Source organism: Sphingomonas sp. CFBP 13733 (assembly GCF_014841795.1).
Classification (GTDB): domain Bacteria; phylum Pseudomonadota; class Alphaproteobacteria; order Sphingomonadales; family Sphingomonadaceae; genus Sphingomonas; species Sphingomonas aerolata.
Genome location: NZ_JACYUP010000007.1, coordinates 61,318 through 82,638, shown reverse-complemented (window position 1 = coordinate 82,638; position 21,321 = coordinate 61,318). Strand labels below are relative to the sequence as shown.

At 60.6% G+C, this 21,321-nt stretch carries 15 protein-coding genes, 1 pseudogene and 1 riboswitch; of the genes and pseudogenes, 11 read left to right on the top strand and 5 right to left on the bottom strand.

The window, feature by feature from the left end:
• Positions 1-5 precede the first annotated feature (5 nt).
• Genes IFT71_RS18300 through IFT71_RS18290 form a run of 3 tightly spaced genes read left to right on the top strand, consistent with a single transcriptional unit; the run spans position 6 to position 3,000 of the window.
• Positions 6-1,283 carry an extracellular solute-binding protein gene (locus IFT71_RS18300; protein WP_192071670.1) on the top strand — a complete coding sequence of 426 codons (1,278 nt, stop codon included), beginning with the start codon at positions 6-8 and terminating at the stop codon, positions 1,281-1,283.
• Positions 1,280-2,161, top strand: a complete 882-nt coding sequence (locus IFT71_RS18295) for a carbohydrate ABC transporter permease (RefSeq protein WP_192142729.1) — start codon at positions 1,280-1,282, stop codon at positions 2,159-2,161. Before IFT71_RS18300 ends, IFT71_RS18295 begins: the two co-directional genes overlap by 4 nt.
• A complete protein-coding gene (locus tag IFT71_RS18290) occupies positions 2,152-3,000 on the top strand; it encodes a carbohydrate ABC transporter permease (RefSeq protein WP_244649225.1) in 849 nt (282 codons plus the stop codon). The genes IFT71_RS18295 and IFT71_RS18290 overlap by 10 nt, the downstream gene beginning before the upstream one ends.
• Here IFT71_RS18290 and IFT71_RS18285 read toward each other — a convergent pair.
• Positions 2,961-4,070 carry an ABC transporter ATP-binding protein gene (locus IFT71_RS18285; protein ID WP_342212696.1) on the bottom strand — a complete coding sequence of 370 codons (1,110 nt, stop codon included), beginning with the start codon at positions 4,068-4,070 and terminating at the stop codon, positions 2,961-2,963. The two genes, IFT71_RS18290 and IFT71_RS18285, sit on opposite strands and share 40 nt — an antisense overlap.
• Before the next feature lie 249 nt (positions 4,071-4,319).
• On the opposite strand from IFT71_RS18285, the pseudogene IFT71_RS18280 reads away from it, so the two are divergent.
• Positions 4,320-4,950 (top strand): annotated as a pseudogene (locus IFT71_RS18280) (tyrosine-type recombinase/integrase).
• 238 nt (positions 4,951-5,188) lie between these two features.
• A complete protein-coding gene (locus IFT71_RS18275) occupies positions 5,189-5,515 on the top strand; it encodes a DUF4113 domain-containing protein (RefSeq protein WP_192071667.1) in 327 nt (108 codons plus the stop codon).
• Between the two features lie 973 nt (positions 5,516-6,488).
• Here the strand turns inward: IFT71_RS18275 and IFT71_RS22025 are convergent.
• Together IFT71_RS22025 and IFT71_RS18270 are read right to left on the bottom strand one after the other, a co-directional pair.
• A complete protein-coding gene (locus tag IFT71_RS22025) occupies positions 6,489-6,737 on the bottom strand; it encodes a DUF6894 family protein (protein ID WP_446740686.1) in 249 nt (82 codons plus the stop codon).
• Between the two features lie 145 nt (positions 6,738-6,882).
• The gene (locus IFT71_RS18270) at positions 6,883-7,386 is read right to left on the bottom strand and encodes a GAF domain-containing protein (protein ID WP_192142727.1); all 504 of its coding nucleotides are present in this window, start codon (positions 7,384-7,386) and stop codon (positions 6,883-6,885) included.
• A gap of 330 nt (positions 7,387-7,716) precedes the next feature.
• Between IFT71_RS18270 and IFT71_RS18265 the strand changes: the two genes are divergently transcribed.
• Positions 7,717-8,199, top strand: a complete 483-nt coding sequence (locus tag IFT71_RS18265; RefSeq protein WP_192071665.1) for a DUF4142 domain-containing protein — start codon at positions 7,717-7,719, stop codon at positions 8,197-8,199.
• A gap of 128 nt (positions 8,200-8,327) precedes the next feature.
• Here IFT71_RS18265 and IFT71_RS18260 read toward each other — a convergent pair whose 3' ends face one another.
• On the bottom strand, positions 8,328-8,669 hold the full coding sequence (locus IFT71_RS18260; protein ID WP_192071664.1) for a hypothetical protein: 342 nt from the start codon (positions 8,667-8,669) through the stop codon (positions 8,328-8,330).
• A gap of 138 nt (positions 8,670-8,807) precedes the next feature.
• Between IFT71_RS18260 and IFT71_RS18255 the strand changes: the two genes are divergently transcribed.
• Both IFT71_RS18255 and IFT71_RS18250 read left to right on the top strand, forming a co-directional pair.
• Positions 8,808-9,002, top strand: coding sequence for a hypothetical protein (locus IFT71_RS18255; RefSeq protein WP_082446655.1), 195 nt, complete (start codon positions 8,808-8,810; stop codon positions 9,000-9,002).
• Positions 9,003-10,466: 1,464 nt separating this feature from the next.
• Entirely contained in the window at positions 10,467-10,928 is a 462-nt protein-coding gene (locus tag IFT71_RS18250; RefSeq protein ID WP_192071662.1) for a hypothetical protein, read from the top strand.
• A gap of 1,798 nt (positions 10,929-12,726) precedes the next feature.
• Here IFT71_RS18250 and IFT71_RS18245 read toward each other — a convergent pair.
• Complete coding sequence (locus IFT71_RS18245; protein ID WP_192142725.1) at positions 12,727-13,428, bottom strand: hypothetical protein; 702 nt, start codon at positions 13,426-13,428, stop codon at positions 12,727-12,729.
• A gap of 1,171 nt (positions 13,429-14,599) precedes the next feature.
• Between IFT71_RS18245 and IFT71_RS18240 the strand changes: the two genes are divergently transcribed.
• From IFT71_RS18240 to IFT71_RS18230, 3 genes are all read left to right on the top strand, one after another.
• Entirely contained in the window at positions 14,600-16,864 is a 2,265-nt protein-coding gene (locus IFT71_RS18240; RefSeq protein ID WP_342212695.1) for a WD40/YVTN/BNR-like repeat-containing protein, read from the top strand.
• Between the two features lie 162 nt (positions 16,865-17,026).
• Positions 17,027-17,267: riboswitch (cobalamin riboswitch) on the top strand.
• 168 nt (positions 17,268-17,435) lie between these two features.
• A complete protein-coding gene (locus IFT71_RS18235; protein ID WP_192142723.1) occupies positions 17,436-19,607 on the top strand; it encodes a TonB-dependent receptor in 2,172 nt (723 codons plus the stop codon).
• The gene (locus IFT71_RS18230; protein ID WP_244655036.1) at positions 19,561-21,051 is read left to right on the top strand and encodes a PepSY domain-containing protein; all 1,491 of its coding nucleotides are present in this window, start codon (positions 19,561-19,563) and stop codon (positions 21,049-21,051) included. The genes IFT71_RS18235 and IFT71_RS18230 overlap by 47 nt, the downstream gene beginning before the upstream one ends.
• The last annotated feature ends 270 nt before the right edge of the window (positions 21,052-21,321 follow it).

The following is a 21,321-nucleotide window of genomic DNA, read 5'->3' as shown; positions in this document are numbered from 1 at the left end:
CTGCGATGCGCCACGATCCGGTGATGGGGGAGCAGGCGCAGGACTGGACGCGGAGAGCCGCATTGGGACTCCTGCCGACGCTAGGTTTGGCGGCCTGTACCGGCACGCGCGGCCCCGAACCGCTGAAATTCTGGGCGATGAGCTATGAAGGCGATTATTCGCCGATGCTGATGCCTGCCTTTACTGCAACAACGGGGATACCGGTAGACGTGCAATCCCTCCCGGCGACCGCAGCGCACGAGAAGCTGCTTACCGCGCAGGCGGGCGGCGCGATGCCCGACGTGCTGATGCTGTATAATGGCTGGGTCCAAGAGTTCGCCACGATCGGTGCAATCGCCCCCGTCCCATCCGCCGCGCTAGTCGCCGACATGTTCCCTGGCGTGCTCGACGCCACGAGAGTCGGCGGTCGGGACTTCGCGGCGCCGTGGTCGGTCGCGCCTCAGGTCCAGTTCTACCGTCGGGATATTCTCGCCAAGGCAGGCTACAACGAGCCGGCAAAGGACTGGGACGGCTGGCTCCACATGGGCCGCGCGATCAAGCGACAACGGCCCGACGACTTCGTGTTCATGCTGCTGCTCAACTGGCCGGACACGCTCATCACGATGCTCGGCCAGACCGGCGCGACGATGCTGCGCGAACACAATACGCGTGGCAACTTCCAGACGCCGGAGGCACAGGCTGCGTTCGCCTATTATGCGCGGATCTTCGCCGAACGGCTAGCGCCCAAGGCACTCTCGACCGAGATCCAGGATCCGGTTGCGGCCTTCGCACAGGGGTATTTCGCGATCTGGCCGACCGGGCCGACGACGTTGCTCGACCTGCATCGGCGTGCCGCGGAGATCCCCGCCGCGCGTTGGGGAACCGCACGGCTCGCCGGTCCGCGCGGTGTCGGCGCGGTGTCAGGGTTGAGCACCAGCCTCTGCGTCTCCGCCGCGACGCCGCGTCCGGCGGAAGCTTGGGCACTGGTCCGCCACCTCAGTTCCCCGACCAGCGAACTCCGCTACCAGACCATGATCGGCAATCTCCCGGCTCGCCTGAGCGCCTGGTCGTCGCCACAACTCCGCGCGCCGATACTCGCGCCGTTTAAGGAACAGATGCGCTTCCCAGCCACCATGCCGAAGGTGATCGAGTGGGAGCGGATCAAACTCGAGATCCAGTTCGCCGCCGAACGCGTCGTGCGGGGCGTTCAGACCATAGCTGAGGCGCTCGCCGGTCTCGACACGCGCATCGACCAGTTGCTGGCCAAGCGCCGCGCGTTAGTTGAAGCGGGCACGCTCGCATGACGCGCCAGGAGCGCGCCGCCTGGATATTCTCTGCGCCGGTCCTCGCGATTATCGCGCTGGTCTTCGTTGTGCCGACTGCGCTAGCGATGGCGTTGTCAGTCACCGATTATTCGATCTACGCGCTCGCCGACTGGTCGAACCTGCGCTTCGTCGGGCTTGGCAATTTCGTCGACCTATTCTCGACCCCGCTATTCTGGCGCGCGATCGGCAACACCGCCCTGTTCGCGGTACTCGGCGTGCCGATGGCGATCGGTGCGTCGCTCGCCGTCGCTCTGCTGCTCAACGACGCGACGGTGCGGTGGAAGCCGCTGTGGCGCGTGCTGCTATTCGCGCCCTACGTCACCAGTATCGTTGCGACCGCGGTGGTGTGGCGGTTCCTGTTCAACGAACGCTCGGGGCTGATTAACCGCGCACTTGCGGCGGTCGGAGCAGCCCCGGTCGACTGGCTGGGCAACCCCCACACCTCGATCCCGGCGATCCTGATCTTCGTCACCTGGAAGATCTTCGGCTACAACATGATCGTCTTCACCGCCGCGCTGTCCGCGGTGCCGCAGGACCTGATGGAGGCCGCACGGCTCGACGGCGCGGGCCGCTGGAGCCGCTTCCGCCACGTCACCCTCCCCGCGATCGGCCCGACGTTGCTGCTCGCCGCTGTGATGAGCGTCGCGGGCTTCCTCCAGATCTTCGCCGAGCCCTATGTCATGACACTCGGCGGCCCTGCCCAGAGCACCACGACGATCCTGTATTTCATGTTCGATGAGGGCTTCAAATGGTGGAACCTGGGCCAAGCCAGCGCGGTCGCTTTCGTGCTCTTCCTGATGATCCTGGCGCTGACGACGGTCCAGACGCGGATTGGGAGGCGCTACGAATGGCTTTGAAACTTCGCGCGATCCTCGCCAATGCGACAGCTGTTACCCTGACCGCGCTGACGATCGCGCCATTGCTTTACATGGTGATCGTATCGTTCATGCCGCGCGGGGAATCGAGCAAACTCCCGACGCCGCTCTGGCCATCGCATTGGTCGCTGGAGAACTACCACGAGCTGCTCGTCCGGCGGCTGATCGACGGCGCGTGGTTTGATTACCGGATCGTCCCCGCTCTGTTCAACAGCGTCGCCATCGCAGCGATTTCGACGCTGCTCGGCCTGCTGCTCACGGTGCCGGCCGGCTACGCCTTCGCCAAACTGCGCTTCCGCGGGCGCGAGCGGCTGCTCAAGATCCTGATCGCGTCGCTGGTCGTACCCGGCCAGGTCGCGATGCTGCCGCTCTTCCTGATCTTCAAGCAGCTCGAGCTCGTCAACAGCTATGCCGGCGTCATCCTGCCATCGCTCGCTGGCATCTTCGCGATCCTGTTCGTACGGCAGGCGACGCTCGCGATCCCCGATGAAATAATCGACGCGGCCCGGATCGACGGCGCGAGCGAGACGCGGATTTTCGTGACGATCGTCCGGCCCCTCCTCACCCCGATCGTCGTCACGCTGGCGTTGTTCATGTTCCTCGGCTCGTGGAATGACTTCCTCTGGCCGCTGATCGTGCTGGCCGACCAGCATCTCTACACGCTGCCGGTCGCGGTCGCCGCGATCGCGCGCGAGCATTCGGCGGACGGCGAACTGATGATGGCGGCGGCGGTCGTCACGACGATGCCAGTCCTACTGCTGTTCCTCGCAATGCAGCGTTATTATCTGACTGGGCTGCTCGGCGGCAGTGTGAAGGGATAGGCGCGGCCATCGGCGCCGAACACATGCGCGTCGTTGGTCGCGACGCCGACGCGCAAGGTCTCGCCGAGCGTCACCGACCGATCGCCCGGTAACTGAGCGACGATCGTATCTGCCGCGCCGCGTGCACCGAGATGCGCGAACGACAGCGGCCCGAGCCGCTCGAACAGCTCGACTGCGCCAACGAACGGTCCCCCGTTGTCGACATACAGATGTTCGGGGCGAACGCCGAGCGTGACCGGCGAACCGACTGCAGCCGCCGGGACGATCGCGCCGGTCCTCACCCTCTCGCCGCCTGCCAGGCTTACCGTGGTGCCGTCGGCGTCGACCGACGCGATCGTTGCGGCGAGCAGGTTCATGCCCGGCGACCCGATCGCCGCGGCGACCGCCAGGCTCGCCGGTCGCCGATACACGTCTATCGGCGGCCCGACCTGCTCAACGCGCCCCTCGCTCATCACGACGATACGATTGGCGAGCGTCATCGCCTCGAGCTGGTCGTGCGTGACGTAGATCATCGTCGCACCGAGCTGTTGATGCAGTCGCGCGAACTCGTGCCGCATCCGCGCACGCAGGTTGGCATCGAGGTTCGACAACGGCTCGTCGAGCAACAATACCTTCGGTCGACGCACGACTGCGCGCGCGATCGATACCCGCTGACGCTGCCCACCCGACAAGGCCCGCGGCCGCCGGTCGAGCAGATCCGACAGATCGAGCATCGCCGCGACCTCCGCGACGCGCTCGGTAATCTCGCGCTTGGCGACTTTTGCGACCTTCAACGGAAACGCGATGTTCTCCGCGACTGTGAGATGCGGGTACAGCGCGTAGGACTGGAACACCATCGCCAGCCCGCGATCCGACGGCGCCGCATCGGTCACGTCGCGTCCATCGATCGCCACCCTTCCGGTGCTTGGCACCTCAAGCCCAGCGATCATCCGCAACAGTGTCGACTTGCCGCAACCCGACGGCCCGACGAGGACGATGAACTCGCCTTCCTCGATCGTCAGGTCGGTCGGCAAGAGCACTGTGGTGTCGCCGAAGCTCTTAGAAAGTCCGCTGATTTTGACGCTCGCCACCGCATGTCCTCTACTTATCACACGTTGGGTAGCGGCTGACACGACAGCGGGCAAAGCCATCGTACCTTGCAACCAAGCCGCTACGCGCTGACGAGGACCCACTTCCGGCCGCACAAAGACTGCGCGGCGCCGCCCAGAACCGACAGCTCGATCAGCATCATCGACGGCTGATCAACCACATTTCTAAACCGGCGGTTTACTGCGCATGCGTATACTCGATCAACCGATCTGGGCCGATGGAGATGATCGATGGGTCACTCGTCAATGGACCCCGCCTTTCACGAACTTCGGCCTTGGAACGAAGGCCGGCTGATTGATGCGAAGCGGGCGCTGAAACAGCAACAGGTCTGGGCCATTCGCTTTTGGCTCGACTAGCAGAGGAGACTGCGCGACCGAGCGCTGTTCGACTTCGCCATCGACAGCAAGCTGCGCGGCTGTGACGTGGTCAGGGTGCGGATTGGCGATGTAGTTTCCGGGGGGCGCGTCCGTGACCGCGCCGTCGTTGTTCGGCAGAAAACCAAACGACCGATTCAGTTCGAGATCATGGACACGGCGCGAAAGACGATGCGGGCATGGTTGGAGCGACGTGGGGGGACACTGAACGACTTCGTTTTCCCGAGCCGCAACGACGACATGGACCACATGAGCATGCGGCAATATGCCCGCCTTGTGCGCGAATGGATGGTCGGCATCGGCCTTCCGGCGCAGGATTATGGGACGCACTCGCTACGGCGCACGAAAGCATCGATCATCTACAAGGCGGCTGGCAACCTCCGCGCCGTTCAGATCCTTCTCGGCCATGCCAAGATGGACAGCACGGCGCTACTTGGGCGTTGACGTGGAGGACGCTTTGGAATTGGCCGAACGCACCGAGGTCTGAGAGACCCATAAGTCGCCGTTCGGGTGCCCTTCCCCGCCTTCCAACTTCCGCCGTTCATTCATCGGGTTCCACGGCAGCGCTTGCCTTCCGTTTAAGCGGTCGTTCGAAATGACTGCCTAGAAATCGATGGCTTCCGAAAGTCATCCCGAACGATGCAAGATTGGCCGCCTTGCCTACACCCGCGCCCGGTACGACAATACGCAGCCTTATATCGGTGTCCGCGCCTACCCTCCATCCGATGACGAACGACAGCTTCGAATTGATCGCGGCGGCCAGGCGAGCGGCTGAGAAGGCGTGGCGGGATGGTTACGCGTACACGAAGGCCGGCATCATGCTCAACGATCTGCTGCCTGAGGACGAGCGGCCGCGCACGCTGTTCGAAGAGGATACGGCCAAGCGAGACCGGCTGATGGGCGCACTCGACGCAATCAATGGCAAATTCGTGACGTGGACTGCGGTGACGGCGTCGCAGGGCTTCAACCGCGAGTGGAAGATGCGGTCGGAGATGCGATCGCCGGCGTGGACGACGGACATTGTTGAAGCGCCAATTGTCTCTGCGCGATAGAGGATCAGATGGAGACTGCCGCGTGGCGTCGCTCGGCATTGCGGCTTCTGAAAGCTCAACCCTTCGGGGATGCGGACACGAGCTTGAACATCGCTTCCCCAATATATGCCCTTAGCGCGCGCCGCGTTAAGCTGATCGTCTTGCCCTCACCGAGACATGACGCAATTGCCGGCTTCAATTGCTCAGTGGCACTAGTATCTTGCAAGCTCCATGGACGTGAAATTAGCAGAACGTGAGCAGCAACCGGTGACGATCGAGCGACGCAATCGCCGAGCGCACGTTCCGGGCGGTAACTGGCCGGCAGTGCTGCAACAGGACCATTAAATTCATCAGCTAACTTGAGGGGGGGAAGGTCTTTTATAAGGCCCAGATCTGGCGCCTTCCGGAATTGAAGGCGGTATAGTGCAGGATACAGGGCACCCCGAAAAACGTCCGGCTGGATTATCATCATCGTAACAGAGCCCGGTCTGCTAGCGTCAACCGAAAGGCATTTAGAATTTGACGCCTTTGACGCCAAATCAACGTATTCTGCCGTATTGGGTATTGATCTGACAAATTGGCTAGCTACCGATCTTTTGTTTTTGTCCCGTATAATACAATCTGCATACCTCGCCACGAATATGTCAGCTTTGTCATGCCGTAAGTCGGTTCCCGACTGCGCGGCAACGGAAGAAGCTGAGAAGGTGATCGCGCATGCCGCTGAAAATCTAGCTACGCTCAACCGATTCATGACAATCCCCACCATCTATTATCTCATTCTGTGATCGGTCTATTTGACCCTACTAATAATGGCATCAACTTCGCACGTTGGAAACACCGGCTACCTCACTGTCATGCAGTCTGCCGGGTCCGGCCAATCACACCTCCGGGTGTGTTGGCGCCACCAGTTCGTTCGTGTCACAGGCGGCCAGCACGCAGTGGCTTATGGTCAACTTTTCGCCCGAAACCAGCAATTGCGAACACAGCCTACTAGCTATTTCGTATCGCCTCTGGCTGGCGCATTGGTGACATAAGCTGTGAGTCTGAAGAGCATCAGACCCCGCTCGTTCGTCACGTCGACGACAAAATCTCGACCGTCCCATAAGACAGCTGGTTCGCCGTGCATGATCTCACCGGCGCAAATTAGAGCATGCTTCCTCGCTGCCGCGTGATCAGCCAACTCGGTCCCCTCACTATCAGGCTCATGCCGGTTGTCAGCCGTATTGAAGAAGTATCGTGCCATCGTGATGTTCCTCTGGGCTCGCAAACGGGCACAGGACGTAAAGTCGCTACCTTTCACATGAGATGTGCTGCCGTGGATCAGCATGCAGCTTATCGTGCATCGTCCCGCTCCGCGTCCGGCGGTGCATTAATCAACGATCCCATTCTCACGTAGATATGGTCCGTGGCATTTGGGGTTGAATTGCAGGGCATTGCGACACTATGCTCGCGACGCGGTCCGCGAATTGCTTGAGCGTCGGTACCATGTCCGCCCGCGCCAGCTTGCGCGGATGGGGATCGATCGCGCACAGCGTTCCAAAAACCGTGCCGTCCGAAAGGATGATCGGCAGCGACACATAGCTCTTGAAGCCATAGAGCGCGGGCGCCGGGTTGCAGTTCCAACGCGGATCGGCGGAGACGTCGTCGATCACTACCGCATTGCCGGACTTGCGGATGTCGTTGCAGATCGTCGTTGAGATGCGCAACTCATCTCCCGGCGACATACCGAAGTCGATCTGGTCGAGTACCTGGCACGCAATCCAACGCGCCTCCGTTACGCGCGCGACCGCGACAAATCCCATTCTCGTAAGTGCCGCCACTTCCTCGAGAATGCGACGTATTTCGTCATCGTCGCCAAAGCGCGCAGCATCCGCAGCCAGTTCGTCGATCATATGTGATCCCCCAACCCAGTCGTATTCACATATGATAGGCCTGCCGAGTCCTACTTAGTCGCAAGCGTACGTAGCCGTTCTAACCACGGCGAATTTTCATGTTTTGAGCTAGAGAATAGAAGATAGACCACAGTTCTAACATGCCATCATTCGCAAGAATTACTCAGATCCGCGGCACCCCCGGCGGCCTGATCGGTCACGCGATCGGCGTGAACCCGCGAATCGTATAAATCAAGATTAAGAGAGGGGCGGGATGTCGATCGATAAGGGAACACTATGATCGACTGATCCCTTATCAACTTACGCCAATACAAGGCGTAGGAGAAGATTATGAAGCGGCTTATTCTCACGGCAGCGCTGATCGCTACCCCCACACTGGTAGCGGCACAAAGCGTGCCATCCCCTGCTACCTATGTCATGAAAGCTGGCGCGTCGGACCAATATGAGATCCAATCGAGCAATCTCGTGATGGCCACTACGAAGAACGCCGAGCTTAAGCAGTTCGCCACGATGATGGTAAGCGACCACAACAAGAGCACTGTTGATGTGAAGGCCGCAGCTACGAAGTCCGGCCTGACGCCAAAGCCCCCGATGCTCGACGCGATGGGCCGCAAGAATATTGCTGCGCTCAAGGCGTCCAAGGGACCAGCCCGTGATGCACTTTATATCAAGCAGCAGAAGACTGCTCACCAGCAGGCACTCGCCCTTCACCAGGGTTTTGCCACTTCCGGTTTGGCTCCCGCGCTAAAGCAGGTCGCGTCGACCATCGCGCCAGCCGTTCAGCATCACATTGAGAAGCTGGCGTCAATGTAAAGACAAACCTCGACCCGTTTCGGCGGGTCGAGATCATTGGTGATGCCTAACTGCAAAATTGCGCGACGGAGCGCTGAGTGCTGAGCGCTGAGCGCTCCGTCGCTAGTCCCTAAGATACTGTCGGATAGCTATTCCTCAGGCCCGCTTCGCGACGTGTCGAGGTCAATGTCCTCACCCGGATTACCGCCACCTGCGCTGGCCCCACTGCCGTGAACTTCACCCGTTTTGTTGTCGATATATGCTCGCTTACCAGCCTCGCGAGGAATATCCCTGCCGTCATCCCTTTCGACCGACTCGACACCAGGCGCACGGTCCCGGTTCTGTAGGTGACGCTCCGCGGCATGGTCCATGCTATCGTACTCGTCGCCCGAGTAGCCATCTCCTTTACCGAAACCGTCGTCGGCGGGGTTTGCGTCCTTGGATTTTACCCGGACATTTTCGTTAGGCTTCGGCGTGCTCTCGTCAGTCATGGCAACCTCTCAGTGTTGTTGGTGACCAACGCACAACCGGCAGAAAGCTCCGCGAATGTGATGAAGGCTTTGTTAGTTGACCGATACCGCGGTCGGCATAGCATCGCCTTGCCCATCAAGGGCTTGGAGATTTGCCACATGCGCACCCTGCTCGTCGCTGCCGCGTCTTTGTCGTTAATTGCCGGTGGGGCGCCTGCATTCGCCGCACCGTGCAAAGACGCCAAGGGACGCTTCACGAAATGCCCGCCCAAAGCACCGGCCAAGCCGGCCCGTTGCAAGAGCGCGAATGGCAAGTTTGCAAAATGCGGCACGGCTGGTGCCAAGCCTGTCTGAGGTGAGACGAGCGCGGGTGATCACACCCGCGCTCGCAAGGTCAGTTTTTCGCCGGTACTGTGACAACCATTGTCCGCGTGGTGGCGACATCAACGATCGGCAGTTCTCAGGATTGAGAATGTCGGCGGCGAACGACTGAAATTAGTGTGCGTTGCAGCCCGGAAGGGTGATGTCCGCCTAACGGCGGATCTTGGCACAAGCCGATGTTCCCGCACCTCCCAACGAACGGCGTATGTTGGTCGGGAGCCGACGCCAGCAGCCCGGCGGGGCTGACCCATATTGACGACCCAGAACTGGTCATTCGCGCGCCCTTCCCCGCTCCCCAAATTCAGACATTCGTTCATCTCCGTACGGACGATTTTTGACGCATGATCGTCAGCCATTAATGTCGTGAAGGGGAAGGAAAGCGGTCCGGCGGCTATTGGGAAGGCAGATAGTGTTAGCGGACGTCGCACGATGCGGCTGTGTTTTCCGAAAAGAATTTATTTTGAGGATCGAAGCTGGCAGGGGCCGTGTCGCGAAAGGGGGCCCTTTCGCAACGTGTGAATCCGTTTGTCAGTTTTTCGCTGGTGTGGGGCGGGCGTGAAACAGGTGCTGAATGACCAAAACGGATTTGTAGGATCGAACTTGCAACTTGGATGACTTTCTACGGCAAGCCTCGCCATCTCCACAGCAAAGGCCATACCAGGCTGGTCTTTACCTCCACATTGCGCCCAGCTTCCGCTGCCCTGTACCGCATTTTCAGACGCGCCAAAGCGGACGATCCAGCCGTGACATATTGGCGGAGGTGGTGGTGACGGCAGATCGGATTTTGGCGGGTCCCAGGGTACATACGGCCTCGGTGTCAGGATCTTTCTTTCCAAGCTCGTTAGATGCCTCCACGCCGCGGCGGGCAGCTTTACCGGTTCGCTTTCGCCGGCCCGCCCCACAACCCGGACGGTCACTGTCCCATCCGATAGATGCTCTACTTCAACACCAGGAATCGGAAGCATCATGTATGGGTCCTCAAACAGTGACCGGCGAACGATCCTTTTCGCTTTAATCATGTCAGCCAACGGCTTGAAGCCCGCTTCAGTAAAAAGGCGCTGCTCGAATTTCGCTTGGTTGGCTTGCCCGCGTTCAAAATCTGCTCGTTGCTGGCCAGATCCTTTTGGGGGATAGCTATGCTCTTCCCTTACCGCGGGGGATGCAAAGGTGAGAAGAACAGCCAAAAGTTTCATGTCGAGATGATATCGAGATGCGCTGTCCTAGCAAGCGGCATCATGATTACCGTTGTAAAGGGGGCCCCTGTTGCAACGCGACCCGTACCAGTCTCGATTTTCAAATAGGTTCAGGTTTCGGGAGTGTCCGGGATTGGTGGATTGCGGCCCGACTGCTTTTAGGCGAGGTTCGATCAAGGCAGACGTTGACGGGCTACAATTGCCGCCGTGAGTTTGCCTCGACGATGTAGCCGGGAGACAGCAGATGATTGCTTTAGTGGTCGGCCTCATGATGACAGCCGCCTCTCCAAGCTCGGCACAGCTAACAGTCGTCTGCGAGATTGGAAGCATCGCCCTGCGCGATCTGCCAAGCATCAACCACAACAAAGGATTTGATTCCTACTACGTCGCTCCTGACCAAAGTCGCCCCGATCTTCTGACGATTTGCCCTAGGCTTAAAGATGAAATCCCCCAAGGGTATCCCATTGCAGACGACGATGCGCGATCGCGAGCAGCGGTGCACGCGCCTATTCCCGGCCAACACATCCGAGAAGCCTTCATCTACTCTGTCGGAGTTCCACGGATTAGTAGCGACGTTAAAAGCGCCGTCGTTCATTTCGCCTATTCGTGCACTGGCCTCTGCGGTGGAGAATTAGAGGCTCGCTATATTCTCACATCAAAGGGATGGCAGCGCGAGGGTGAGATCCGCATGCTCTCCGTCTCTTAAGCGTATCAGCAGCTGAACAATCGGTAGATTGCGGGCAAGCCGACGCGCAACCGGGATGACCGATTATGAGCGGAAGCGAAAAGGCGGGGATTGGTGGACAGCAGGCCGGTGGCTTTTCAGACGCCCTCTAGCAAAAGCCGCCGTCGCGAGCGGCACGGTTGTGTTCTACCTTGTGACGTTCACCGTGATTGTATCCGATACTAGTTGGGCATAGCGGACTGGCTTGGACGGGAAGTTGAAGAGGAATACCCGGGCTCTCACTTTGTATCGGCCTGCTCCTGGGAAGATCGTTTTTGCGCTTTCGTGAGTGAGGACGCGGTAAGGCGATGTTACTGATATGGCGATCAGCTCCTCTATCTTAAGAGGAGGCGGGGGCGGTGAGCCTGCCATTGGCTTAGCAGGCACGACCGGTTGCCCATCTTCCGAGATGACTTCAAACGCAATGCCCCGTGTGGGTTGCAGCAACGGCGATACGGCAAAGGTATTGTCCTTTGCGATAAGGTCGACTTCGATGGCCGCATCCCCGCGCATGGACAAGGTAGCCGCATGCAAGCGGACCTCGATAGGGGGCTTTTCCCCTGCCCATGCTGCCTGAGCGGGAGGATTCCAGGTTGCCGCAGCCTGAAGGCTTATAAGCCAGAGCAGTGGCATACCGATATTCCTCTATCCGTCAGCACTATCATAGCGCCTATGAACGGATGACCGGTCTTGGGTATGCTGCACGACCCGTCAAGCGGCAACAACTGGGCCCTTCCCGCCGGACCGGTTTTGAGGTCTGCTTATCCGCCAAGGAATGTCGCGACGTGGTGGAGCGCGGACGGTCCGCGTCCTGCAGTAGTGTAGCAGATCCAGAAGCCGCTACTTCAAAGAGGTTCCGATTGTTACTAAGATCGCAGCATGAGCAAAAATCCACTCTTTCCCCACCTACGAAAGGCTTGGCGGTTTGGTTGTCTTACGGTCGGGCTTCTTGCGTCTGGCATCGGCTGTATTGTACTGCTGGGCAGTCTGTTGGGTACGTGCGATCCCTCAATCGGTTGTGCTGAAACTCATATTCTGGCAAGTCTGGGGTGGGTGCTATTGATCGCTTCATTATTCGCCGCACCAATATGGCTGGTCTGCGGAATTTTGAGGAGGCTGGTTCACCCTTCGGCTGGCGCATTTACGACCAACCTCCTTTTGACGTTCGTGGTGGTTCTTGCCGTAGTGCTCTGCTTCAGCCCTGCCGTCGACCTTCTATTCAGGATCGATAGGTGAGACCCTGATGATCCGCAGCAGATGTGAGCGAGTCCGCCCTTGACCCGCATCGGTCGGCGCATTTCTAACCTATAGCCATGTAAGCTACCATCAAGGCTGCGGCTTGCGCGTCTGTGTTTTGGCGTAAGCAGAATGGCCGAAATTGGGCGTTATCCACGTTCGCGCCGCCTCCGGACCGAATGGCCCATTGTGGCGGACGGCGCACCTTCAAGTGCCATTCGGCCATTCTACCAAAGTACGTGATCTGTAATCACGCCGCACCTGACAAGAAGTCCCAGCGTCGCGCCGATCAAAAGAAGCGTCAGGTACATAGCAATGGCTCGTGTTCGGCTTCGACGATCCGTATGGTAGCTCATGCTTGAACACCTCGTAGCTAGCGCTGCCACCAAGTTGAGCGGTCCAGCCAGCAACCGAGGTTACGCGCAACTAAAGTGGGCCGTGTAAGGAGTAAAGCTAACGTCGAGTAGGTTGAAGTCAATGTATAGATATCGGGGCAGGTGAGGCTGACTGCTTTATCGGAGTTCCATAAGCCATACCGCAATGGTCATCTCGATCGACGCCTATTCTGCTCCCTCACAATGTAATCCGTCATGGCATATCGCTGCGACGCCGCCGAGACTTGCTCCTCGGTCGCATATAGAGCCTTTAGCAAAAGACGATCTGAATCTGTGAGGTTATTGGGCTTATCACGAATGGTAGCGTCAAACAGCGACATGATTGATCGAATGTCGCTGCTGACACTGTGCACAGGATTGGCAAGCACGACCATTGAGACGTAGGAGCTCAGCTGCTCCCACGTGACATCGCCGCACCGGGGCAAATCGATGATCACAAGTATTTGCTTTTTATCCTCTCGCGAAGGTTGGGAAAGCCGCGATGCCGCATCCAAGCGCTTTTCAGTAGCTCTGCCCATAGTCCATCGGACCGGACGAGGATCCGTCAGTTCGGCCCGGTTCCGCGAGCGAGCGAGACCGTACTTGGCCACGTTCCGAAACATATTTGGCTGACGACGCAGAAAGCGTCTTACCAGTGCATCCGCCTGATCTGAGATTATAATTTCGACATTCGACGGACATGATTTGCCTTCTATCGGCACACCGACCGTTCGCGCATTAGCTGCAACCGTTTCAGCGATATATTGCGCCTTGTCCGGCAGGACGCCGCGGACAGTAACGCAAATCGACGTATTCCAGCGTGGAATTTGCGCATCGCTATCACCGGTCATCCGCTTGACCATGCCCGCCACTCGGGGCCTCCTAGTCGCGTTTACGATGATCTCTCTATCTGCAGATCCCGGCGCCGGCGTAGGTTCGATAGCCGTGACTGACGGCCGCTGCGTCAATGGTTCTGGCGTGCCTTGGAACATCAGTAGGGCAACTGGCAGGAGCATCAGCACTCTAATACCATCCCAACCACGGCGCTTATAACCCGCGTGCCACGATAGGACGCACCTGCTTACCTATCAAGTTTGAAGCGTTCTGAGCGGTGTTTGTAGCATCGATCGTCCCGCATCCGCGAACGTAAGTTGCTCCCTGTCTCGCGCTAGGCTGTCTCACGATGGAGGATTAAACGAGCGCCGGTGCGGTTCGAAGCTGTCAGCAGCAGCCAAATTTATACGTTCTCCTGAGATCAGGCCCCGTCACCTTTTCAAAACTGCCTTTGGAGAATGACAATCGGGAGCCATCTTGGTGAATGAATGGCTGTTTTGAGAAACGAAGCTTACCCGCCACGGCGTCTGATTTTGGGCGCTTTCGGTCATTGGGCGCGATCGGCGTCGGAACGGCTGAATGTGGTGGTTAGCCGACATTCGCGATGAAGGACGCTTTAGGTTAGGCGAACATAAAGGCGGTTGAAGGGCCCACCCTAACACGCGCAAGTTTGCTCGTGGCGCGTGATACATTACGCCCCCAATCGCGCGAAATGGCGTTTCCATATTGAAGCGCAAAATAGCGGTAGCATTACCCTCATCGTTATCTGGCGAAAGAGATATCTCGAATGGACCGCTGCGATCTTCTTCTTGGCTAAGGAAAGTTCGCATCGCATCACCGCGCCCGAAAAGCACGACTGACTGAGATTTAACTTCCGCCATGCTCGCTACGCATTGGGGGATCGGGGGTGGCGTGGCTAACATTCGATAATCTTAACAAAGTGTCCAGCGTCTGGGAATGGGCGGAACTGCCAAGCATCGGAGGGCAGGCAAACCCACATACGGCCGTTCGTGATCGATCGCACCGCGCCCAAAAGCGGACGGACGTTAATCCGACGATACACACCAGTTCAAATTTGTTTTCGAACTACGAATCAGCACCTGAATCGAGTGTAGCGTTTCTGGCGGGGGCTAGGCCGATATGTGAGACGACTCGACTATCCGTCCCGATCCTGCTTCGCTAAATGGCCACATCGGAGAGGGTGACCGCGTGAAACTCGTTATCCCGCTTCTGGGACTCGCGGCAGCTTCGCTCGCTGCCGCTCCCACTTTGCATGTTCCCTCCCAACTGCCGTACAAATGGAACAACGTCGTGATTGGTGGCGGCGGGTTCTCGCCCGCCATCGTGTTCAGCGTCGCCGAAAGGGACCTTGCATATTTGCGCACCGATGTGGGTGGCGCCTATCGCTGGGATGCCCTTACGCAGCGCTGGATTGCGCTCCAGGACGGCCAAGCGCAGAACAGCTACATGGGCGTCGAAAGCATCGCGCCGGACCCGGTAGACCCAGACATCATTTACCTCGCCGCGGGCATGTACTTCGACCAACCTGCGGCGATCATGCGGAGCGCCGATCGCGGCGCTTCCTGGCAAATAACGCCGGTTCCCTTCAGCATGGGCGGCAACGAGGACGGTCGCGGTCTGGGCGAACGCCTAGCGATTGATCCGGATCGGCGGACGCACCTGTTCTTCGGATCGCGGCACGACGGTCTTTGGGACAGTGAGGACAGCGGCCGGACGTGGCACAAGGTCGAGAGCTTCCCGTGGAAGGGGCTTGGCCGTCCCGCCGCGAACCACACCCATGGCGGCGTCTCCTTCGTCGTCTTCGGCCCGCCGGGCGAAACTGCCCTTGGCCGGTCGCGCGCCATGTATGCCGGCGTCGCAGATGCAACGGTGCAACACCTGTACCGCTCGACCGACGCCGGTCGAAGCTGGAGCGCCGTCACCGGAGGTCCGGCCTCGACCATGCTGCCCGTCAAGGCGGCAGTAGACCAACAGGGCATGCTCTACATCGATTACTGCTCCGACATCGGTCCGAACGGGATCGCACTAGGTGAGGTTTGGAAGCTCGACCCGAGGTCGGGCGGATGGACGAACATCACGCCTGAGCGCGGTGACGAGGCCGAGGGCGGCTACATGGGGCTCAGCCTCGATCGGCTCCATCCCGGCCGGCTGGCGGTGTCGACGGTCGATCGCTGGAACCATCGCGATACCGTTTGGCTGTCGTCCGACAGCGGCGCGCACTGGTCGAGCCTGCGGGAGCGGAGTTCACGCGATCTCTCGCCGGCCCCCTGGCTCCGGCTCGACAAGGGTGGGTTTGGCGGCTGGATCGCGGGTCTGGCGTTCGATCCGTTCGACGGTGCCACGCTTGCCTATGCCACGGGGCTGACGGTGTTCCGGACCAGGCAAGCGGACAAGGCCGATATGGTTTGGCGGCCCTGGGTCACCGGGATCGAAGAGGCGGTGCCGCTCAGCCTCGTCAGTCCGCCCGAGGGGCCCCATTTGATCTCCGGCATCGGCGACACGCACGGCTTCGTCCACGATCGGCTCGACCGCGCGCCGGAGCGGGCCTTCGCCGATCCCGACCTGCCGCAGACTAACAATGTCGATTATGCCGGCGTGGTGCCCAAGATCATCGTTCGGAGCGCATCAGGCTATTCTCCCGATCCTGAGGGGGCGTCGCTCGGCTGGTCGGAGGATGGAGGCCGCAGCTGGCATAAGATGCTGGCGTCGCCAATCGCGATCGGGCCCGCCGCGCCACGGCGGATCGACGCCGATGGCCAGGCACCGATCACTGTTTCAGCGGATGGGAGCACCTTCCTGGTGTCTGGGCTAGTGACGCTCGCCACGGCCGATAGGGGGCGGATCTGGTGGCGACCCAAGGGTTTACCGGAACGCACCTATGCGGTCGCCGACAAGGTCGACCCCCTTGCCTGGTACGCGATCGACTATACTGGTGCGCGTATATTCGTCAGTCGTGATGGGGCGAAGACGTTCACGCAGGCACCCGCGCAGGGACTCCCGGCCAGCATTGCCAGCTCGCGCCCGGCGGCACGGGAGTTTCAACCAATGGCGGCGGCAACGCCGGGAACGGCCAACGAGCTCTGGCTGATCCTAGGCGGCCGCTTCTTCCACACTAGCGACGGAGCCCGAACGTTCGTGGCGTCCACGCCAGCCAATCCGCTGTTGCGTGACATGTATTTCGTGAGCTTCGGTCTCGGCAAGGCGGCGCCCGGCGGGCACGTGCCGACTCTCTATGCCTTCGGGGTCACGAAGACGTTGGGCGGGCTGTGGCGCTCGACCGACGCGGGCGCGCGCTGGTTTCGGATTAACGACGACGCGCATCAATGGGGTCTTAGATACCGAGTCATCACGGGCGATCCTCGCCTCTTCGGCCGCGTCTACTTGGCGACCGATGGCCGAGGCATCTTCTACGGAGATCCTTTGCCGCAACCCGTGCGTGCCGGAGCGCATTGACCCAATTCCGGTCGTTCTCGACGCATCTGTCGCTTCCCAACTTCCGACATTCGTTAATGGGCACCGACACTCCGTTTGGACTTTTGCGATCGTCGCGTCGACCAATTGCCGGATCGTCTTCGTCAGGATACACCGTCCCCGCTGACCTGCTCCGCTGGAGACGGTCGGCATGATCGCGTCGGTGCCCCGAAAGGGGCTTAATAGGGAACGCGGTGAGGGTGGTTTGCCACCTGAAGCCGAGGCTGTCCCTGCAACTGTAAGCGGCGAGCGCGATGCATTTCGCTTCTTCCTGCAAAGGAAGGAGCAGCCACTGGGCCAGACGTTTCGTCATGAGGGCCTGGGAAGGCCGTGCATCGTGTGATGACCCGTGAGCCAGGAGACCTGCCGGCGTCTGGTCGCTCTTGCCTGGCCCAGGGGGTGGCCGCGGCACGGTACTCCGTCGAGCGACGACGTGTGCGGTGGGGACCGCACGGGCATGCGTGCCGGTCGCAATCGCGTCCGGCTGGCGCGGATGTCGGCCGTTCGCGGGAGGTCCCTGCCGGGTTCGCTCGACGCCCCGGGGATTACCGTAATGCCATTCCTATTGTCTCGCCTCGCGGTGGCGGGGGCTTTGCTGTCACCTGTTTTCGCAGCACCGCTCAACGCTCAGTCTTTGCCTGTCTCGGACAATGAGGACATTCTGGTTGTCGGCCAGCAGGCGCGCGACACGCTCACCACGCCGAACGCGACCGGCAGCCGCCTGGGCCTCACGCCGCTCGAGACCCCCGCGACGATCTCGGTCATCGATGGCGCCACGATCCGCGCGCGCGGCGACCTGTCGGTGATCGACGCGACGAGCCGCGCACCGGGCATCAGCAACGCTGGAAACCCCGGCAATGGCGGCACCGCGCTCGCCGCGCGCGGCTTCAGCGGCCAGGGATCCGTGCTTCAGCTGATCGACGGTATAAGGCTGTTCCCGGCTGCCGGCACGATCACCTTTCCGACCGATCCGTGGATGGTCGAGCGGATCGACATCCTGAGCGGCCCAGCCTCGGTGCTCTACGGCCAGGGCGCGCTGGGCGGTGCGGTGAATGTCCTGATGCGTAAACCCGATACGCAGCGGACGCACGTGGAGGGCGAGATCGGCTACGGCTCGCAGGACAGCTTCCATGTCGCGGCGGGCGCAGGCGGGCCGATCACCGAGCGCCTCTCCTATCGCATCGACGGCAGCTATCGCCGATCGGACGGCTATGTCGATCGTGGCCAGTCGCGCAGCCATGCCGTCTCGGGCACGCTGCGCTGGGCACCGACCGACACGCTCGTCGTCACCGCACGGGACGATTACGGCGACCAGAAGCCGATGCGCTATTTCGGCACGCCGCTGATCGAAGGACGGCTCGACGACCGCATCGGGGAGCGAAACTACAACACACGCGATGGCTTTATCCGCTACCGCGACAACCGTACCAGCCTGCAGGTCGACTGGACGCCGAGCGATGCGGTCACCGTCAGCAACCAGGCCTATCGTCTCACCTCCAAACGCTCCTGGCTCAATCTCGAAACCTATTGCTGGATCGCCGCGGACGGCGTCTGCGCCAACGGCAGCGGCAACACCGGCACACCGGGGCGCATCCTGCGCACCGACATGACCGGCATCGTCCACGATCAGACGCAATGGGGCGATCAGGGCAGCGTGACGCTCAGGACAGGCATCGCCGATGGCGTCAGCAACGACTTTGTCGTGGGCTTTGACGTCAACCTCATCAAACTCACCTACTCCCACAACTTCGGTTCGGACCCCCAGGTTTCGGAGGTCGATCCTTTAGCGTTCGATCCAGGTCCGATCGTCGACACGCAGGGGATCGCACCGCGCTATCGTACGCGCACCACCGAATATGCGGTCTTTGCCGAGGACCGGCTGAAACTCGGCACGCATGTCTCGATCGTCGGTGGCGTGCGCTACGAGCACGACAAGATCCGCCGCTGGTCGATCGACTATCCAGGCGGCGTCAGCACCGAGACGTTCGCGCTCGACAAGCGGCTGCATAACGTGACCTGGCGGGTCGGTAGCGTCTATCAGCCGATCCCGACGGTGTCGCTCTATGCGCAGTATGCCACCGGCGTGGATCCTCTGGGGACGCTGACCACCTATTCGACCGGGCAGGTTCAGTTCAGCAACGCGGTCGGCGACCAAGTTGAGGTCGGCGCCAAGGCGGTGTTCCTCGACGGTCGCGGCACCGCCACCCTCGCCGCCTATCGCATAGTCAAGAAACGCCTGCTGGCACAGTTGACCCCGACGAGCCCGGTCGAGCAGGTCGGCCAGCGATCGGCCAGGGGGATCGAGGCCGCGGTATCGCTCGATCTGCCCTACGGCGTCGGGATCGATGCAAACGGCAGCGTGCTCAACGCGACGTTCGACGACTTCGTCTCCGGCGGCTCGAGCTTCGACGGCAACACCCCGCCAGACGTCCCCGAGACGCTTGCCAATCTCTGGCTGCGTTTGAACGCAACGCGCTCGCTCCAGGCGCGCGCCGGGCTGCGCTACGTCGGGCGTCGTTATTCGGACAACGCCAACAGCTTCCGCGTCCCCAGCTACACCACGGTCGATGCCACGCTTTCCTTTGCGGTGACACCACGCCTGGCGGTCAATATCCACGGCTACAACCTGTTTGACCGGGCCTACGCGCTAAACACGTACAACAATCAGCAGTGGGTCCTTGGCCGTCCCCGCTCGGTCGACGTTTCGCTTCGTGCCAGCTTTTAACGCCCTCAGGCGGCCGGCGCTTGGCAAGACTGCCCGGCGCTGGCTGTACCTCGTTCATCGCTGGATCGGCATCGCCAGCTGCCTGTTCTTCGCCATGTGGTTTCTGTCCGGGCTGGTGATGGTCTACGTGCCTTATCCCTCCCTCTCGCCAGCCGATAAGCTGGCTGGGAGCGAGGCGATCGACTGGGCAGCAGTGAACGTGCCGCCCCCGCTGGACGGCGGACGGCTATCGCAGGAGCTGTTCCTCGAGATGCGCGACGGCGCGCCTGTCTGGCGCGTGACCGGGTGGGATGGAACGCACACCACTCTCGCCGCCAGTCGCGGTACCGTCCTGCGGCCAGTCGATGCTCGTTACGCCGGTCGGGTCGCTGGCCGCTTTGCCAACGCACCGACGAGGCACGTAGAACGGCTGACCCGGGATCAGTGGACGGTTGCTGGCGGCTTCGATCGACACCGTCCACTTTGGAAGGTTGCGCTTGCCGACGCGTCCGGCACGGAGGCCTATGTGTCGTCGAATACGGGCACCGTCTTTCAAGTGACCACCCGTCGCGAGCGGTTCTGGAATTGGCTCGGCTCGGTGCCGCACTGGCTCTATCCGACGGTTCTAAGACAGGATCAAACGGCTTGGCGTCAGGTCGTGCTATGGGTGTCTGGTCCCTGCATCGCCGCGGCGGTCGCGGGGATGTGGATCGGCATCCTGCGGACCCGCATTGGCGCACGGCGCTTCAAAGGCGGGCGAATGACGCCCTACGACGGCTGGATGCTGTGGCATCATGTCGCGGGGCTGGTGGGTGGTATCTTCCTGATCGCCTGGATCTTCAGCGGATGGCTGTCGGTCGATCCCGGCCATCTGTTTCGCGGGACGAAGCCAGACGATGCGGCTGTGCGGATCTATCAGGCATCTGATCCGATGCCGGACCTAGCACTCGACCGGCTCCGCATAGCAGGCGAGGGTGCGGTGATAGCGCAGTTGACTCACCATGCGGGAACCCCCCTCGTCCTGCTGTCCTATCACGACGGGCGGCGAGTAGTGTTGAATGCGGTCACACTCGCGCCATCCCAAGCTACAGAGGTGGCCATCGTGAGGGCCGTACGTCATCTGGAGAGCTCCGCGCCGCTACTCTCGGTCGATTGCCTGACGGCGCCCGATGCATACTGGTATGCGGTCGGGATGCTACCGCGTCTACCAGTGTTGCGGCTGCGTTTTGCCGATCCGGCGCAGACTTGGTTCTATGTCGATCCCGCTACCGGGGAAGTTCTCCGGACGGTCGATGAACGACAGAGGGCGTACCGCTGGGTATTCGACCTCCTCCACAGATGGGATCTGAACACGCTGACATTGCACCGGCCGGCCTGGGATGGACTGATCTGGCTGTTCTCGATCGCCGGTGTGGTGACATCAATAAGCGGTATCTGGCTTGGGTGGAAAAGACTTATCCGATGACTGGGCGGACCCACAAGCAGACGTTCAGGCCTCTTCCCTCACTTCCCAACTTCGGACGCTGGTTCATATTTGCACGAAAGGCGGCAGCGGTCCTCAAAACAAGATTACACCGACATTCGCGCGGTCTTTCCCGCTTTCCTGCGTTGGCCATTCGTTTATTTGGTTGGACGTCAACTCGCTCCGCTTTCTGTACGGTCCACATGGAAGACAAACAGCCATGGCAGTCGTGAAGTGACATATTTGGGAACGCCGATTGCCCGACCATCCGTG

Excerpts from the sequence above, each read along its gene's own strand:
- IFT71_RS18295 (WP_192142729.1), top strand. The coding sequence starts at position 1,280 with ATGACGCGCCAGGAGCGCGCCGCCTGGATATTCTCTGCGCCGGTCCTC.
- IFT71_RS18300 (WP_192071670.1), top strand. The coding sequence starts at position 6 with ATGCGCCACGATCCGGTGATGGGGGAGCAGGCGCAGGACTGGACGCGG.
- IFT71_RS18235 (WP_192142723.1), top strand. The coding sequence starts at position 17,436 with ATGCCATTCCTATTGTCTCGCCTCGCGGTGGCGGGGGCTTTGCTGTCA.
- IFT71_RS18250 (WP_192071662.1), top strand. The coding sequence starts at position 10,467 with ATGATTGCTTTAGTGGTCGGCCTCATGATGACAGCCGCCTCTCCAAGC.
- IFT71_RS18260 (WP_192071664.1), bottom strand. The coding sequence starts at position 8,669 with ATGACTGACGAGAGCACGCCGAAGCCTAACGAAAATGTCCGGGTAAAA.
- IFT71_RS18275 (WP_192071667.1), top strand. The coding sequence starts at position 5,189 with ATGACGAACGACAGCTTCGAATTGATCGCGGCGGCCAGGCGAGCGGCT.
- IFT71_RS18270 (WP_192142727.1), bottom strand. The coding sequence starts at position 7,386 with ATGATCGACGAACTGGCTGCGGATGCTGCGCGCTTTGGCGACGATGAC.
- IFT71_RS18255 (WP_082446655.1), top strand. The coding sequence starts at position 8,808 with ATGCGCACCCTGCTCGTCGCTGCCGCGTCTTTGTCGTTAATTGCCGGT.
- IFT71_RS22025 (WP_446740686.1), bottom strand. The coding sequence starts at position 6,737 with ATGGCACGATACTTCTTCAATACGGCTGACAACCGGCATGAGCCTGAT.
- IFT71_RS18265 (WP_192071665.1), top strand. The coding sequence starts at position 7,717 with ATGAAGCGGCTTATTCTCACGGCAGCGCTGATCGCTACCCCCACACTG.
- IFT71_RS18290 (WP_244649225.1), top strand. The coding sequence starts at position 2,152 with ATGGCTTTGAAACTTCGCGCGATCCTCGCCAATGCGACAGCTGTTACC.